Annotated in this window: 14 protein-coding genes and 1 tRNA gene; 7 read left to right on the top strand and 8 right to left on the bottom strand. The window is 58.4% G+C overall.

Going from position 1 to position 16,127, the window contains the following annotated elements; all coding sequences use genetic code 11:
• From uppS to rpsO, 7 genes are all read right to left on the bottom strand, one after another.
• Window positions 1–330, bottom strand: a 330-nt coding sequence (gene uppS / locus VN887_13080; protein ID HXT40939.1) for a polyprenyl diphosphate synthase, incomplete at its 3' end; no start/stop codon positions are given.
• Entirely contained in the window at window positions 327–683 is a 357-nt protein-coding gene (locus VN887_13075) for a hypothetical protein (GenBank protein ID HXT40938.1), read from the bottom strand. The genes uppS and VN887_13075, both read right to left, overlap by 4 nt.
• 14 nt (window positions 684–697) lie before the next feature.
• Window positions 698–1,966: an adenylosuccinate synthase gene (locus tag VN887_13070; GenBank protein HXT40937.1), complete on the bottom strand. Its 1,269-nt coding sequence runs from the start codon at window positions 1,964–1,966 to the stop codon at window positions 698–700.
• 132 nt (window positions 1,967–2,098) lie between these two features.
• A complete protein-coding gene (lpxA, locus tag VN887_13065) occupies window positions 2,099–2,872 on the bottom strand; it encodes an acyl-ACP--UDP-N-acetylglucosamine O-acyltransferase (protein ID HXT40936.1) in 774 nt (257 codons plus the stop codon).
• A gap of 65 nt (window positions 2,873–2,937) precedes the next feature.
• Window positions 2,938–4,293, bottom strand: coding sequence for a bifunctional UDP-3-O-[3-hydroxymyristoyl] N-acetylglucosamine deacetylase/3-hydroxyacyl-ACP dehydratase (locus VN887_13060; protein ID HXT40935.1), 1,356 nt, complete (start codon window positions 4,291–4,293; stop codon window positions 2,938–2,940).
• Window positions 4,294–4,446: 153 nt separating this feature from the next.
• A complete protein-coding gene (gene pnp, locus VN887_13055; protein HXT40934.1) occupies window positions 4,447–6,579 on the bottom strand; it encodes a polyribonucleotide nucleotidyltransferase in 2,133 nt (710 codons plus the stop codon).
• 238 nt (window positions 6,580–6,817) lie between these two features.
• A complete protein-coding gene (gene rpsO / locus VN887_13050; protein ID HXT40933.1) occupies window positions 6,818–7,093 on the bottom strand; it encodes a 30S ribosomal protein S15 in 276 nt (91 codons plus the stop codon).
• Window positions 7,094–7,257: 164 nt separating this feature from the next.
• Here rpsO and VN887_13045 point away from each other — a divergent pair.
• From VN887_13045 to VN887_13015, 7 genes are all read left to right on the top strand, one after another.
• A tRNA-Met gene (locus tag VN887_13045) sits at window positions 7,258–7,332 on the top strand.
• A gap of 135 nt (window positions 7,333–7,467) precedes the next feature.
• On the top strand, window positions 7,468–8,496 hold the full coding sequence (locus VN887_13040; protein HXT40932.1) for a rod shape-determining protein: 1,029 nt from the start codon (window positions 7,468–7,470) through the stop codon (window positions 8,494–8,496).
• 75 nt (window positions 8,497–8,571) lie between these two features.
• Window positions 8,572–9,375: a rod shape-determining protein MreC gene (mreC, locus tag VN887_13035; GenBank protein ID HXT40931.1), complete on the top strand. Its 804-nt coding sequence runs from the start codon at window positions 8,572–8,574 to the stop codon at window positions 9,373–9,375.
• The gene (locus tag VN887_13030; protein HXT40930.1) at window positions 9,372–9,938 is read left to right on the top strand and encodes a hypothetical protein; all 567 of its coding nucleotides are present in this window, start codon (window positions 9,372–9,374) and stop codon (window positions 9,936–9,938) included. The genes mreC and VN887_13030 overlap by 4 nt, the downstream gene beginning before the upstream one ends.
• A gap of 6 nt (window positions 9,939–9,944) precedes the next feature.
• Entirely contained in the window at window positions 9,945–11,945 is a 2,001-nt protein-coding gene (gene mrdA / locus VN887_13025) for a penicillin-binding protein 2 (protein ID HXT40929.1), read from the top strand.
• A gap of 2 nt (window positions 11,946–11,947) precedes the next feature.
• Entirely contained in the window at window positions 11,948–13,147 is a 1,200-nt protein-coding gene (rodA, locus tag VN887_13020) for a rod shape-determining protein RodA (protein ID HXT40928.1), read from the top strand.
• A 2-nt stretch (window positions 13,148–13,149) separates the two neighbouring features.
• Window positions 13,150–15,129 (top strand): Rne/Rng family ribonuclease, encoded by a 1,980-nt coding sequence (locus tag VN887_13015; protein ID HXT40927.1) that lies wholly within the window; start codon window positions 13,150–13,152, stop codon window positions 15,127–15,129.
• 90 nt (window positions 15,130–15,219) lie between these two features.
• On the opposite strand, the gene VN887_13010 is transcribed toward VN887_13015, so the two are convergent.
• Window positions 15,220–16,059 (bottom strand): ABC transporter permease subunit, encoded by an 840-nt coding sequence (locus tag VN887_13010; GenBank protein HXT40926.1) that lies wholly within the window; start codon window positions 16,057–16,059, stop codon window positions 15,220–15,222.
• Between the last annotated feature and the right edge of the window lie 68 nt (window positions 16,060–16,127).

The raw sequence follows: 16,127 nt of genomic DNA, 5'->3' as shown, positions 1-16,127 counted from the left end.
GCCGATCACTTCGAGCCGTACATTATTGCGATTCAACTCCGCGATTTCACTCCTTAGAAAGCGGGCCAGATACTTCATCAAAGTGTCCACCTCGTCTTTCGGCCGGTTCCAATTCTCGACCGAAAACGCGTAGAGCGTCAGATACTTGATGCCCGCCTCGCCCGCCGCGCGCACAACGGCTCGAACCGACTCGACGCCGTGACGGTGTCCTTCAACGCGCGGCAGGTGGCGCTGCCGGGCCCAGCGTCCGATGCCATCCATGATGATGGCGACGTGTGTGGGCACCACCGCCCTGGCCTGCAGGCTGAGATGAAGTGGATGCGCGCTCATTTTGGTTCGGTGCCAAGGAGATTCAGTTCATTAAGATGCTCGCTGGCCAGAGTGGTACCCTGGCTGTTCGGATGTCGAGTTGCGACGGTGCAGGATCTTTTCGCCTGTTTCAACGCCTCGCCGGGTCCGTGCGTCTCGAAATAAGTCCGAGCGAAACCCGGAAGGAAGACGGATAAAATGCAACTCACCGCGCTCAGGAATCGCAGACCTAACGACAATGGGAAGGTAACAAGCCATACCAACCCGGACTGATAGAGGTTTTCCACCGGCGACCGCTCACGGATTTCGAGCACCTGCACCAAGCCGACCGTCGCCGCCGGACCGGACGTACCGGCTTTGATCGGGGACTTCATGCAATACCGGTCGCTTAAAGAAAGATCGTTTGTTCCCGCCCGGGGCCCACAGAGGCGATGAACAACTTTGCCCCGGTCAATTCTGAAATTGCCTTCAAATAGGCGCGGCACCGCGCTGGAAGCTGTTTCCACCCCCGCGCCTTGTCCGTCGGCGTTTGCCAGCCCGCAAACTCGACATAAACGGGCTGGCACTTGGTCAGCTCTTCGATGTCGTTCGGCACATGATCGTAGCGCGTCGTGCCGACGCGATAACCGACACAGACTTTGATGGTCTCGCGGGAGTCCAGCCCGTCAATGTTGGTGATTGCCAGTTGATCGATGCCATTGACCATCGTCGCATGCCGGGTTGCCACCGCGTCAAACCAGCCACAGCGCCGCGCCCGCCCGGTCGTGGCGCCAAACTCGCGGCCCATCGCGTGCAGCATGTCGGCGATCTCTGCGTCCTCGGTTGGCAGCGGCCCTTCACCGACACGCGTCGTGTACGCCTTCATCACACCCACCACGCGATCCACGCGATGCGGCGGAACGCCCGAACCGGTGCAGGCACCTCCGGCTGTCGTGTTCGACGACGTCACGAACGGATACGTGCCGTGATCAATGTCGAGGAAAGTGCCCTGGGCGCCCTCGAACAAGATATTCTTCTGCTTCCCGACCGCCTCGTGCAGCAAAACAACCGTGTTCGCGACAAACGGTTTCAAGCGATCGCCAGCCGCGCGATAAGCGGCGTGAACACCCTGAAACGAGAGTGGCTTTGCGCCAAACGCCTTGAGAACCGCATTGTTCTCCTTGATCTTTTCCCGAAGCAACGTTTCGAACCGTGCGGGATTGACGAGGTCAATGACCCGCAGGCCGGTGCGCGCCGCCTTGTCGCCATAAGCGGGTCCGATGCCCCGCTTGGTGGTGCCGATCTTGTTCCGGCCCTTCAACGTTTCGCGCTGTGCATCCAGCTCCCGGTGATACGGCAAAACCAGATGCGCCGTCTCACTGATTAAAAGATTGCCGTCCACCTTGACGCCCAGTTTGAGCAGCCCGTCAATCTCCGCGACGAGGCCGACCGGGTCAATCACGACGCCATTGCCGATGACGCAGATTTTGCGTTTGCGCAGGATGCCCGACGGGACGAGATGCAGGACGTATTTTTGATGTCCGATGAAAACCGTGTGCCCCGCATTGTTGCCGCCCTGGGTCCGAACCACGATGTCGGCCTGCTCGGTAAGCACGTCAATGATTTTGCCCTTGCCTTCATCGCCCCACTGGGCGCCGACGAGAATGGTATTGGCCATAGTTTCGAGTTTTCCGCGGCAACAAAAAGCCCCGAAACGTAAAGTCGGGGCCGGGCGCGCGCTATTTACGCGCAGAAATTAAGGAGCGGCCGCCAAGGTGTCAACGTTGGAGAAGCACGTCACGGAATGGTGTTACTTGCTGATTCCGCGCTCGCTGGCCCGGACGAATTGGACCAGATGTTTCAACTCCGGTGAAGCCGGCAGCTCTGCTTCAATGCGGGCCAGCGCATTCGGTATGGTCAGTCCCTCGCGAAATAAGACCTTGTAAGCCTGCTTCAACACGCCCTGCACTTCTTCCGATACGCCGTTGCGGTCCAAACCGACCTTGTTGATGGTGCGGGTCTCCGCCGGGTTGCCGTCCGCCAGCATGAACGGCGGCACGTCCTGCACGACCTTCGAACAGCCGCCAATGATCGCCATCCTGCCAATGCGACAGAACTGGTGCACGGCCGCAAGTCCGCCCACAACCGCGTAATCCTCGACGAGGACGTGTCCGGCCAGCGTGGCGACGTTCGACATGATGATATGGTCGCCCAGACAACAATCGTGAGCGACATGGGAGTAGGCCAGCAGATGGTTGCCTGAGCCGATCCGCGTGGTGTCACCGTCGCCCGTGGCACTGTGGACGGTCACGTGTTCGCGGAAAGTGTTGTCGTCGCCGATTTCCGTAAATGTCGCCCCACCCTTCCATTTCAGATCCTGCGTCCTCAATCCAATGCTGACGAAGGGAAAGATTTCATTTTTCCGCCCCAGTTTCGTGTGCCCGTCAATGACCACGTGTGAGTACAGCCGGCAACCTTTGCCCAGGACGACATGCTCGCCGATGACGCAATACGGTCCGATTTCGCAATCGGCTCCGATCTGCGACTTGCGGTGAACAACCGCCGACGGATGAATGCTAGTCATGGCGTGGCACGCTTCTCCCTGTTCCGTGCGGACACGCCCCGCATTTTCCCGGCATCCGGTTGTTGTCATTGTTCCTGTTCATCCACGACCATGAACGTGACCTCGGCCTCGCTGACCACCTCGTTATTGACGGAGCATTGACCTCGTGCCTTGCCGATCTTGCCGCGCATTTTGACCAGTTCAACTTCGATGACCAGCAAGTCCCCGGGGCGAACGGGCTTGCGCCACTTGACGCTTTCCGCAGACATGAAATAGGCGGGTTTTCCGGCGTTGTCAGGCTGCGTGAGCATCAGAACACCCGCCACCTGGGCAATGGCCTCCAGTTGCAGCACCCCCGGCATGATCGGATGGTTCGGAAAGTGCCCCTGAAAATAGGGCTCATTGATACTGACACATTTCGTGCCGACGACTTTGTTGCCTTCAATTCGCGTGATTTTGTCCACCATCAAAAAGGGAAAGCGGTGCGGCAACACTCTCATCAGGGCAACGGTATCGAGGGCAGTGCTCCCGGTATCGTCTCCGTTCGGAGGACTGGAAGGTCTGGGCGGCGGGGGCGAGAAGGTCTGGGCGGCGGCGAGCGGCCGGCGCATTTGCGCGTTGATCGTTCGCGCGAGTTCGCAATTGGCCGTGTGGCTGGGTTTGACCGCAACCACGTGCCCCTGCAGAGGCCGTCCCACCAGCGCCAGATCTCCGAGAATATCCAGCATCTTGTGGCGGACGAATTCATCAGGAAACCGCAACGGCTCGGTGGTCAACACGGCATCGTCACGAATGACCACCGCATTTTCCAGGCTGCCCCCCTTGATCAGCCCGTTCTTGATCAGGAATTCGATCTCCTCGTAAAAGCAAAAAGTCCGCGCATGGGCGAGTTCGCGTTCCCAAATTTCCGGTGAAATCTCGACGCTGTAAAACTGCGTGAACCGCCCCTGTTTGTCCGCGCTTGTGCAGGTGATTTTCAAACGGTCGTGCGGAAAGACGGACATAAGCGCTTCGCCAACCTGCAACTCCAGAGGTGCCGCAACTCTCCAGGTCAGGCGCGTTTCCGGCTGCGGCACAATGCCGGCGGTCTCGATCATCTTGCAGTAGGCGCGCGCACTGCCATCGGCGATCGGTGGCTCGTTGGCGTCCAGTTCGACGATGGCGTTGTCGATGCCATAGCCGGCAAACGTCGCCATGACGTGTTCGACGGTGTGAATCCGAATGTTGCCCTTGGAAAGCGTGGTTGAACGAGTGGTGTCGCCTACATTCTCGATTCGCGCCTCGATTTCAGGCCGGCCTTCCAGGTCAACCCGCCGGAAACGGATTCCGGTATTCGGGGGTGCTGGAAGAAAAGTCATGCTGACGGGACTGCCGCTGTGCAACCCCACCCCCTCAAAGGCGGCCGTTTCCCGCAGAGTTTGTTGTTGTGGCACGTCTCGCATTTAACTGACCGGTGGCCGGATTTGCAAGCACACGTGTGCGCCGCGCGCGGAGCTGCCGCGGGCGCTTGATCGCAAACGGCCCTGACAACGCGCCAGTTCAACAAAAAAAGGCGAGCCGGAAATCCGCCCGCCTCAATTGCACCGCGAGACCGATCAACTCTTCCCAGCCATCTCTTTATCGCGTTCTTCCATCGCGGCCCTGCGCGAGAGTTTCACCCGGCCCTTGTCATCGATGCCCACACATTTAACCCAGATCTCATCGCCCATCTTGACGATGTCCTCGGTCTGCTTGACGCGAAAGTTTGCCAGTTCGCTGATATGCACCAGACCGTCCTTGCCCGGGAAAATCTCGACGAAGCAGCCGAATTCTTTGATCGTCACGACCTTGCCCCGATATATTTTGCCCACTTCAATTTCCGCCATCATGCTCTCGACGGATTCGCGAGCAATCTTCATCCCTTCGGCGGAAACGGAGTATATCTTCACCGTTCCGTCGTCCTCGATGTTGATCTCACATCCTGATTCCTCGACGATGCGTTTGATGTTCTTGCCGCCGGGACCGATCAATTCACCAATTCTCTCCGGATTGATTTTGAGCGTAATGATGCGCGGGGCGTATTTGCTCAAATCGGATCTTGGCGCGGCAAGTGTTTCCGCCATCCGCTTCAGGATGGCAAGGCGGGCAATGCGGGCTTTTTCCACGGCCTCGGTCATCCATTGGTGAGGGAGACCGGGAAGTTTGAGATCGAGCTGAAAACCAGTGATGCCCCTGTCGGTTCCCGCGATTTTACAATCCATGTCGCAAAACGCGTCCTCCCAGCCGATGATGTCAGTGAGCAACTGATAGCGCGAGCCACCGCCCTGTTCGCCGGTGTCCGTGCAGATTCCGATGCTGATGCCGGCGACTGGACGGATCAAAGGCACGCCGGCGTCCATCAGCGCCAGGCTGCCGCCGCACACCGACGCCATCGAAGTCGAACCGTTCGATTCCATGATTTCGCAGGTAACGCGCACCGTGTAGGGGAATTCCTTAAACGGAACCATGGGTTCGATGGAACGTTCGGCCAGGGCGCCATGGCCGATCTCGCGACGCCCCGGTCCACTGATGCGGCCGGTCTCGCCGACGGAAAAGTTCGGAAAGTTGTAATGAAGTATGAACTGCTTCTCGCTTTCCCCGCCGGTGTAGGAATCGAATTCCTGTGCGTCTTCGGATGTCCCGAGAGTGGCCAGCACGAGCGCCTGCGTTTCACCGCGACTGAACAACGCCGAACCGTGCGCGCGTGGCAGCAGACCGGCCTCGCATCCGATCGCCCGAATGTCATCGAAGCCACGGCCATCAAGCCGTTTTTTATTGTCCATGATCAAACCCCGGACGGCTTCCTTCTGGAGATAATAAAAGGCATCCTTGAGGACAAACTCCGTTACTTTTTCAGCACCGAATTTCTCAACCAGCTTGACGCCGACTTCATCCGTGAGCGCTTTTACCGCCGCTTCACGCGCCAGTTTGCCCGGTGTCAATAACGCGGGCGCCATGCGGTCACCGGCCAGCTTCTTGGCCTCGTTGAGGATTTCCTCGGGGACGACTTTTACCACGACGGCGCGTTTCGATTTGCCGGCGCGGCTGGAGAGTTCTTTTTGGGCGGCGATGACCGGCTGACAACACTCGTGGCCGAATTGAAGCGCCGCATTGAAGTCCGCCTCGGCAATTTCTTTGGCGCTCCCCTCGAACATTACCAGTTCCTTTTCGTTGCCGACATAAACCAGGTCGAGATCGCTTTCGGCCATCTGCACGTGGGTCGGGTTGGCGACGAACTGTCCCTTGATTCGACCCACGCGAACGGCCCCCAGAGGCCCGGCCCACGGAATGTCGCTGACCATCAGCGCCGCCGAAGCCCCGATGATGCTGAGGATGTCCGGGTCGTTCTCGCCGTCGGCGCTCAACAAAATGCTCTGGACCTGGACCTCATTGTACCATCCCTTGGGAAACAAGGGCCGGATGGGCCGGTCAATCATCCGGCAGGTGAGGATTTCCTTTTCCGTCGGCCGGCCTTCGCGTTTAAAATAACCGCCGGGAAACCTGCCGGCGGCGGCAGCCTTTTCGCGGTAGTCCACGGTAAGCGGAAAAAAATCCTGGCCCGCTTTCGCGTTCGAGGCGGCGACGGCGGCGACGATGACAATGGTCTCGCCGAGCTGGACGGTGACGGCGCCATCCGCCTGCTTGGCGAGTCTGCCGGTTTCGATGTGAATTTGCTGGGCTCCTACCTGGACCGAGGTTTTGTCTGGCATAATGTTGCTTTATGCCCGTTGACCCGGAGGAACTTCATTCGCTGGCGCTCAATTCGCCGGCGAATGAAATTTCCCAGTGCCAACGGGCATTTATTTACACGCGATTTGTTTTTTGTTTGGAGCGGGCGGGATGAATCAGGTCGCGTTTTCTCCGATTCGTTCGCCGGGTGTTGCAAGCGAATTGCCCGCCCGAAATAGATGAAATGGAAGCGCGGAAGATCATTCCCGCAAACCGGGACTACTTGCGAAGCTTAAGCTTCCGGGTAAGCGCCTGATAACGGCCGGCGTCCGCGGTGTGGAGATAGTCGAGCAACCGCCGGCGCTGGCCGACCATCTTGAGCAGACCCCGTCTTGAGCTGTGGTCCTTGACGTTCTTCTGCAAATGATCGGTCAAATGATTGATGCGCTGCGTCAACAAGGCGATCTGCACGTCCGCCGAACCGGTGTCCCGCTCGTGAATCCGAAAATCTTGAATCATCTTCGTTTTTTCTTCCATACTGTCCGCCAATTTCATCGGTTATTTTTTTAAGAGGGAGCGAGTCTAAGTTTCGCGAAAGTAGGTGTAAAGCACTTTTGCGGCTCTCTCGGATTGTCCTCGGTCCTGCACGGGAACATGTTGGGGGCATCATTCCGTTTGACAGACCGCAACGCGTCCGCAAATGATTGTCTTTCGCGCGTGCCAGAGTAGCTCAGTGGTAGAGCAGAGGACTCATAAGCCTTTGGTCGGGGGTTCAAATCCCTCCTCTGGCACCACTTGCCTTTAGCTGCCAGAACGCCTGAAAGTCTCTCCCGTTTCGGTCGGACCTCCAACACTGGTGAACAACCTGTTAATAGTCTTGACCGTCACGCGGAGTCACATTTAAGGTGTTACGGTGCTAGGCACAATCCATGTTCGCGCAACTTAAGAGTCTGTTTTCCAATGACATTGGGATAGATCTTGGGACCGCGAATTCCCTCGTTTATGTTCGTGATCAGGGGATTGTTTTGCGTGAACCTTCGGTGGTTGCCATTCAGGCGGGAACGACGAATGTTCTGGCTGTCGGAGAAGAAGCCAAGCGCATGCTCGGCCGCACTCCCGGCAACATTGTCGCCATCCGCCCCATGAAAGACGGCGTGATTGCCGACTTTGAAATAACTGAATCCATGCTGCGGCATTTCATTCAGAAGGTTCACCATCGCAAACTGATCGCTCCCCGGGTCGTGGTCGCGGTGCCGTCGGGTATCACCGAGGTGGAAAAGCGGGCCGTCAAAGATTCCGCCACACACGCCGGAGCGCGCGAGGTTTATCTGATCGAACAACCGATGGCCTCCGCGATCGGCGTCGGTCTGCCGGTCCACGAACCGGCTGGCAACATGATCGTCGATATCGGAGGCGGCACTTGTGAAATCGCGATCATTTCCCTGGCTGGGATCGTGTTCAGCCGGAGCCTCCGGGTTGGCGGCGACGAGTTCGATGAAACCATCGTCGCCTACATGAAACGTGCCTATAACTTGATGATTGGCGAACGCACTGCGGAAGAAATAAAGATCCGCATCGGCTCGGCCTTTCCTTTGGAACAGGAATTGACCATGGAGGTCAAAGGGCGCGATTTGAGCGCCGGGTTGCCGAAAACCCTCACCGTCCGTTCCGAGGAAATCCGGGAAGCCCTGAAGGAGCCTCTGACCAGTATTTTGGAGTCCATTCGCATCACTTTGGAACGTTGTCCGCCTGAATTGTCCGCCGATCTCGTGGATCGCGGCATTGTCATGGCGGGCGGCGGTTCACTGCTGCGTGGCATTGACCGATTGGTGGCCGAAGAAACCGGCCTGCCGGTCCACATTGCGGATGATCCTCTCACCGCCGTTGCCGAAGGCACCGGCCGGGTGTTGCAGGAACTCCAATTTCTCAAGCGAGTTGCTTCCTCCAGCCGAACCTGACCCGTTCAAGGCGGTCGGGATTGCGTTCGCCCCGTTGTTACGACGGGGTGACAGATGTTGAAACGGCAGTATTACATGACATTCGGTTGGGTCCTGCTGGTCGTGCTCGTTGTTCTCAACCTGCCCGACCGGAAGGCGGAGCGCCTCAAACTCGCCGTCGGCGGGCTTTTTCTGCCCCTCTTTGGCATGGCCGGCTCCACGCAAAATCTGATTGACCAAGCCGCCAATTCTCTTGCGCCGCGCAGTACGCTCTCCAAGGAAATCTCGAATTTGCGCAAGGAGAACCAGCAGTTACGCGAACAGCTTATGCAGGTTCAGGAGGCCTGGCGTGAAAACGCACGATTGCGCCAGGCACTGAACTGGAAGCAACGCATTCCCTGGCAATTGAAACTCGCACGTGTCATCGGCCAGGACCCCGCAAATTGGTGGCGCACCCTCATCATCGACGCGGGCAGCCGCGACCCTGAAGGCATCCGCACCAACATGACCGTGATTACCGCGGACGGACTCGTCGGCCGTATCTCGGAAGTCGGCATCGATCGATCGCGCGTCGCGATGGTCGGCGATCCCAACTGCCGCTTCTCCGCGCAGGTTCTGGAACCGCGTGACAAAAGCATAGTTGCCAAGGGGATTGTTCAACCGAGCCCTTCCACCCTGGACCGGACGCTCGTGGACCTGGTTTACGTCCCCGGCGGCAGCTTGTTGAAGCCGGGCCAGTCGGTGCTGACCAGCGGTGACGGTGGCATTTTTCGAAAGGGAATTCTGGTCGGTCAAATCGTGGACGTGCGAACCAACGACTTTGGGCTGAATCTCGAGGCCCGCGTGAAACTGGCGGTGAACCTTGATCGCCTGGAAGAGGTGTGGGTGCTGCTACAATGAACTGGTTGAACACTCTGGCGATTCTGCTGGTCGCTTTTCTGGCGGTCTTTGCGGAATCCTACTTTCGCGGCCTGCGAACCCTGCTCGGCGCTCAGATCGACCTTTTGCCGGCCCTGGTGGTCTATGCGAGTTTGAGCACCACCCTGTCAACCGTCGCGCTGGTGACGACTCTGGGCGGGTTTTGGTTCGATTCTCTCTCCGCGAATCCACTCGGAATCAGCGTGCTGCCGTTGTTCGTCGTCGGTTTGGTCATTCATTATTGCCGTGATTTGATTTTGCGCGAGCAGATTTACGCGCAGTTCATGCTGGGTCTGACTGCGAGCGCCGTTGTGCCGCTGCTCACCGTATTGTCACTGATCGGCGCGGGCGCGGATCCGCTCTTGAGCTGGTCGTCGTTATGGCAGTGGCTGGTCATGGCGCTGGGCGGCGCGATGTTCACACCGGTGCTCTTCCATTTCTTCGACCGTTTCAACCGGGCGTTCAACTATCGACCGCAATCGCAGACAAGCTTCCGTCCGGACCGTGAGATCAAACGTGACCGCGGCCCCCATGTGGATTACTGAGACAGAATGCTGATCTTCGACCAACTCAGAAAAAGCGACCGGCAGTTGCAGGTGCTGGCCGCCTGCGTCTTGTCCGGGCTGGGCATCCTGCTCGTCGGATTGTGGTATGTTCAGGTGCTTTCAGCCCGACGTTACCGGACCAGTCAGATCAACCAGTCGTTTCGCACGGTGCGTATTCCGGCGATTCGCGGGAAGATTTTTGATGCCGGCGGCATCGCGCTTGCGGAAAATCGTCCCAGCTACAATGTCAATCTCTACCTCGACGAGTTACGCCCTTATTTCCAGAGCGCGTACAGCAATAATTTGAATTGGATCACCGCCCAGATTACGCGAACGAACAAAAAGGCGCGACTGACGCGCAATCAGCGAATTGAACTGGGCAAACTGACCCGTCATCGGGTCGTCAGCAACCTCGTATGGCGTGTCACGTCCTTCCTGCAGCTGCCGCAGGCGTTGAATGAAAAACAGTTTCTCGAACACTACGGCCAGCGCCTCTTTCTGCCGATGCCGGTCCTGCAAGACCTGAACCCACAACGAGTCGCCCTGTTTGCGGAGCAATCCGCGAGTCTCCCCGGCTTTGACCTCGACGTTCAACCAGTGCGTGTTTATCCGCACCACTCCACGGCCGCGCACCTGATCGGCTACCTGCTCCGCAGCGACTCGGCCGCGGACGAGGACATTTTCTTCAATTACCGGATGCCGGATTTCAAGGGCGCCACCGGTGTTGAGGGCGCGTTGGACGAGCAATTGCGCGGAAAGACGGGTGCCAAATCAGTTCTTGTCAACAGTCTTGGCTATCGCCAGTCCGAGAACATATGGAACGCGGCTGACGCGGGCCAGAACGTCCATCTGACAATCGACCTGGAGATTCAAAAGGCCGCGGAACAGGCCCTGCGCTCGGGCCCCGAGGGAGCGCATACGCGGGGAGCGGTCGTGGTCATGGACCCGACGAATGGCGACTTGCTCGCCGTCGCATCGAGCCCGACGTTCGACCCCAACGAATTCATTCAAGGTCTTTCCAGCGACGAGTTTCACGCGTTGGATGATCCGAAGCTGCGCCCGCAAATCAACCGCGCCACCGCCGGCGTCTACGAGCCGGGCTCGATTTTCAAAACCGTGGTTGCCATGGCTGCGCTCGAAGCCGGATTGAATCCGAAGGAAAAGATCTTTAATCCGCCCGACCCGGCGGAACCCTGGCATGGTCATATTTTCGTGGGGCGGCACAAGGTCAGGGATCTTGCCTCCCCGGGCGAGTATGACTTCCAACGCGCCCTCATCAAATCAAGCAATACCTATTTCATCACCAACGGACTCAAAGCGGGTGTGGACCGCATTCTGGAAATCGGCAAGCGCCTTCACCTCGGCGAACGCAGCGGAGTCCCGACCTGGCAGGACTCCGCGGGCACCCTGCCGACGCGCGAATGGCGACAGGCCAACATGGGAGGGGCATGGTTCGACGGGAACACTGCAAACCTGTGCATCGGCCAAGGTGAAATTGCCGTCACGCCGTTGCAGGTGGCCGTGTTGATCTCGGCCATTGCCAACGGCGGCACGGTTTATTGGCCGCGTCTCGTCGCCCGCATCGAGCCGCAGGATCCGTTCAGCGACAATCAACCAGTCAACTATCCGACCGCCCGGGTGCGGGACAATTTGAATGTGAGTCGCCGCAGTCTCGACATCATCCGTGAGGCCATGCACGCCGACGTGCATGATCCCGACGGCACCGGCAAGCGCGCTTTTGTGCCAGGCATGCAGATTTGCGCCAAGACCGGGACGGCCCAGATTATGCAAGGGCGCAAAATTGTCGGCCATACAGTCTGGTTTGCCTCCTTCGCGCCTTATGAACATCCGCGCTACACGGTCATTGTGATGGTTGAGCGCGATGAAGGCATGAGTGGATCCGGGGGCGAAACGTGCGCCCCGCTGGCGCAACAGATCTACCGCGTGTTGCAGAAGCGTGAATCTGGACCGAAGTCAAAAAAACCGGAATCTTTGGCAAAGAATTAGTCATGTTTGAACCGCACCTCAACGAGCGTCAATCGCGCGTGGACTGGCAGATGATCGTGGCCGTTCTCGGTCTGATGGTCATCGGCGTGTCGTTCATTTACAGCGCCAAACCGCCGACGGAAACCACCGCCTGGTATAACGCGTTTTATGTCCGCCAGATCATCTGGTACGCGATGGGGATCGGCGGCGCGATTGCCGTCTGCCTGGTTGACTATCATTCGTTGTCCCGCTGGGCGCTCATCGCCTACTGGGGCACGATTCTGCTGTTGATCGCTGTGTTGCTTCCGCACATCGGTGCCTACCGTCTTGGCGCGCGAAGGTGGATTGACCTGGGCTTTTTCCAGTTACAACCATCGGAGTTTGCAAAACTCTCGTTCATTTTTATCCAGGCCCATTTTCTAAGCCGCCCGGGTGAGGAGCTGCGCCAGCCGTATGTCTTCGTAAAGGCCGTGGGGCTCACGCTTCTGCCATTCCTGCTCATTTTGAAGGAGCCGGACCTTGGCTCCTCCCTGGTGCTCCTGCCGGTCGGCCTGGTAATGACCTACGTGGCCGGCGTCCCGCCCCGTTTTCTGCTGCGCCTGGTCGGCACGGTCGGAGTTCTGGTGGCGCTCTTGCTGGCGGACATTTTGTTCGCGCCGTCCAACTGGCAGATCAAGCTGGAGGATTACCAGCGGCGACGGTTGTGGGTTTATTTCGGCCGCGATTTCGCCGCCGACAAGAACACCGAAACCGAACGCCAGAAGGCTCGACTGCAGGAACGCAATGATTCCTGGAACGTCCGACAGGCGCTGATTTCGGTCGGTTCGGGCGGTTTCTGGGGCAAAGGGTGGCGCCAGGGCCAGCAGATCGCGCTCGGTTACCTGCCGCCCGTCGTCGCCCACAACGACTTTATTTTCTCTGTGATTGCCGAGGAGAAAGGTTTCCTGGGCAGTGTGCTCGTCCTCTCCCTCTACACCGTGGTTTTGTTCACCGGAATCCGCATTGCCGGCCAGGCGCGCGACCGCCTGGGCAAATTGCTGGCGGTGGGAGTGGTCACACTGCTCTTCAGTCATGTCTTCATCAATATCGGCATGAACATTCGCTTGATGCCCGTGACGGGCATTCCACTGCCGCTGCTCAGTTACGGCGGATCTTCAGTGATTTGCTCGTTGATCGCCGCAGGCATCCTGCAAAACGTGCACCTCTATCGGAGAAACTATTGAGTATGAGTGAAAGAAACTTTTCCCGCCGCCGTCGCGGCGGTCACCGGTTCCGCCCCAGCGGCGGAATGTCATCCCAGGTCCAGCGTCCGGACCGTGCCGCCAGCGAGGCCCGCGCCCAGGCGCTCGGCGAAAAACCGAGCGAGGAATCCGTCTTCGACAGGGCCCGTCACGAACGCGAAATCCAGCGGTCGGAAAACATTGCCGCCGGACTCCCGGCTGACGCCTCCGCTGCGGCGCCGCCCGGACCGGGCGAAGTGAGAAAGCGTGATTTTCGCGAGCCAGACCTGGCCATCCCGGCCGAGGTAAAGGAAGACGACGCCGGCTACGAGCCGGTGAAGGTTAAAGAACAGCCGCCGCAGGGCATCGTTGACGCGATCAAGGTGGTCGCCAACCGGGTCATTAAGAAGGTCCAGAAATTCATCAAACCCGAGAAGAAGATTCACAAGGAGGTCATCATCAACGCCGAGTCGCTTGAGACGCGCGTCGCCGTGCTCGAAGAAGGCAAGCTCGAGGAGTTCACCATTGAACGCACCAGCGATGAGCGCCTTGTCGGCAGCATCTTCAAGGGCAAGGTCAAAAACCTCGAAGACGGCCTGAAAGCCGCCTTTGTGGACATCGGTTTCGAGAAGAACGCCTTCCTGCACTATTGGGACATCGTTCCCAGTAATTTTGACAGCAGCGTCGAGATCGTGGAGCGCGAAGGGCGCAAACGCGACAAACCGCGCATCACGCAGCGGGACATTCCACGCCTTTACCCGCCCGGCAGTGATATCATCGTGCAGGTGACCAAGGGGCCAATCGGCACCAAGGGCCCCCGAGTGACGACCAACCTTGCCCTGCCCGGGCGTTATCTGGTGCTGCTCCCCAATTCCGACCAAAGCGGCATCTCCCGCAAAATCGAAAATCATGAGGAACGCCAGCGCCTGAAAAAAACCTTGCGGGAACTCAGCATTCCCGAAGGCATGGGAGTCATCATCCGCACCGTCGGTGAAGGTCAGCAAAAACGCTACTTCGTGCGCGACCTGGCGCTGCTGATCGATGAGTGGAAGCAAATCCAGGAAAAGATCAACCGCCAGCCCTCGGCCACCTGCGTGTTCCAGGAACCTGAATTGATCGAGCGCACCGTGCGCGACTTCCTCACCGAGGACGTCGAGCGCATTGTCATCGACAGCCCGCGACAATATGACCGCGTTCGCGAAATGATCGGGCGTATTTCCAAGCGGTCAATTTCCAAGGTCAAACTGTACACCGACTCGCAGCCGGTGTTCGACCGGTTCAGCATCACGCGCCAGCTTGAATCCGCTTTCGCCCGGCAGGTCCATTTGAAGAGCGGCGGCTATATTGTCATTGACGAAACCGAGGCGCTTGTCGCCATCGACGTCAACACCGGCAGGCACAAAAGCAGCAAGGACCAGGAGTCCACAATCGTCCGGGTCAACCTGGAAGCCGCGGACGAAATCTGCCGCCAGCTCCGCCTGCGCAACATGGGCGGTCTGATCGTGCTCGATTTCATCGACATGAAATCCCGCCGCGACCAGCAATCCGTCTATCAACGCGTGAAAGAAGGGCTCAAACGGGACCGCGCCAAGACGCACATCCTGCCCATTTCACAGCTTGGCCTGATGGAAATGACACGCCAGCGCCACACTGAAAGCGTGCGTGCGTCGGTGTACGATGACTGCCCGTATTGCAAAGGCCGCGGCAAGGTGAAGAGCTCCCTCACCATGAGCGTGGAAATCCAGCGCAAGCTCGGCGAAATCCTGAAGAAACGCTCGCGCGACGAGTCCGACTTCCAGCTGCGCATTGTCGTCCATCCCAGCGTCCTCCAGCGGCTGCGGACGGAGGACGAGAAATTGATCACTGAAATGGAGAAACGCTACTTTGGCAAACTGCTTTTCCGTTCTGATCCTGCGCTGCATGCGGAACAGTTCAAGATCTTCAATGTAGCCACCAACGAGGAGCTTGCCAGCGGAGGAGGCTGATCCTCGGCGCCGGAACTCATCGTGGGCTCGTGTCCCGGACGCGGGGCTTTCCGTCAACCCCGTTGATCGCGGCCCGGACCGCAAATCAAGTCATGACTTGATATCGCGCACTTGAAACGCGGTCACGCCGACGACCAGAAACGTCAGGTTGAATCCCAGGAGAACGCTGAGCGATTCACCAACCCTCCACCACGGAATGGGTTGAGCGAACATAAACCGCCAGACGTTCAGGTGATAGGTGAGGAACCAGTGCTGCAGGTCGTGAAAGTAGGGAATATTCTGCATGATAAAACTGACGAACACGAACGAGAGCGCGAGTATGGTTGCCGCTGCCGGTTTGACGTTGAAGCACGAAAACATGAACGCCAGTCCCATGATGGTGAAGGCATTTGCAACCATGAGCAGGTGAGCCGCCCCGTAATGTTCCAGCCCTCCCCGGGCGTCGAACACACTGAATAGTTCGCCGGGAATGAACACAAACAGACCTTTCCACGGAAACCAGAGCGAACCGAAGACGCCCCCGAATAAACCCAGCGCCAGCACCAGGATCAGGGAGAAAATCGCGCCCGCCAGCCATTTCAGCAGCAGCAACCGCAGGCGCGAAATCGGCCGCGATAGAATCATCCGCAAAGTCCCGTCTTCTGCCTCCTTCGCCACCAGATCACCGCCGATCAGCGAAACGTAGAGCGGCAGCAGGATGCACGCGATGGGCAGGAGTATAAACGTCGCGACCGTGAGCGCCGAAATGAACTCCCCCGCGAGGTACCCGTTACCCTCCAGTGTCCGCATCATGCTCACGCGCGGCCCGTTGGTGAACCGGAAGATCAGAATGATGACGTTCTGCGCCAGCAGAAACATCAGGAATCCGATGTAGGTCCGCTTTTTGCCGAACAGTTTCCAGAGTTCGTTGCGCAGTTGGAGGTAAAACATGGCGGCCCGGTGAAATACTGTTTGGTTCAATCGTAAAAGGGCTCTTTCGCGTCACGCAGCAAGCCCCG

Origin of the sequence: Candidatus Angelobacter sp., from assembly GCA_035607015.1 — a bacterium.
Lineage (GTDB): Bacteria > Verrucomicrobiota > Verrucomicrobiia > Limisphaerales > AV2 > AV2.
Note: the sequence above shows the minus strand (reverse complement) of the source record. Positions and strands in the feature narration are given on the sequence as shown.

Bases quoted from the DNA above. Each gene is read 5' to 3' on its own strand.
- VN887_13075 (HXT40938.1), bottom strand. From the start codon at position 683: ATGAAGTCCCCGATCAAAGCCGGTACGTCCGGTCCGGCGGCGACGGTC.
- VN887_13070 (HXT40937.1), bottom strand. From the start codon at position 1,966: ATGGCCAATACCATTCTCGTCGGCGCCCAGTGGGGCGATGAAGGCAAG.
- lpxA (HXT40936.1), bottom strand. From the start codon at position 2,872: ATGACTAGCATTCATCCGTCGGCGGTTGTTCACCGCAAGTCGCAGATC.
- VN887_13060 (HXT40935.1), bottom strand. From the start codon at position 4,293: ATGCGAGACGTGCCACAACAACAAACTCTGCGGGAAACGGCCGCCTTT.
- pnp (HXT40934.1), bottom strand. From the start codon at position 6,579: ATGCCAGACAAAACCTCGGTCCAGGTAGGAGCCCAGCAAATTCACATC.
- rpsO (HXT40933.1), bottom strand. From the start codon at position 7,093: ATGAAATTGGCGGACAGTATGGAAGAAAAAACGAAGATGATTCAAGAT.
- VN887_13040 (HXT40932.1), top strand. From the start codon at position 7,468: ATGTTCGCGCAACTTAAGAGTCTGTTTTCCAATGACATTGGGATAGAT.
- mreC (HXT40931.1), top strand. From the start codon at position 8,572: ATGACATTCGGTTGGGTCCTGCTGGTCGTGCTCGTTGTTCTCAACCTG.
- VN887_13030 (HXT40930.1), top strand. From the start codon at position 9,372: ATGAACTGGTTGAACACTCTGGCGATTCTGCTGGTCGCTTTTCTGGCG.
- mrdA (HXT40929.1), top strand. From the start codon at position 9,945: ATGCTGATCTTCGACCAACTCAGAAAAAGCGACCGGCAGTTGCAGGTG.
- rodA (HXT40928.1), top strand. From the start codon at position 11,948: ATGTTTGAACCGCACCTCAACGAGCGTCAATCGCGCGTGGACTGGCAG.
- VN887_13015 (HXT40927.1), top strand. From the start codon at position 13,150: ATGAGTGAAAGAAACTTTTCCCGCCGCCGTCGCGGCGGTCACCGGTTC.
- VN887_13010 (HXT40926.1), bottom strand. From the start codon at position 16,059: ATGTTTTACCTCCAACTGCGCAACGAACTCTGGAAACTGTTCGGCAAA.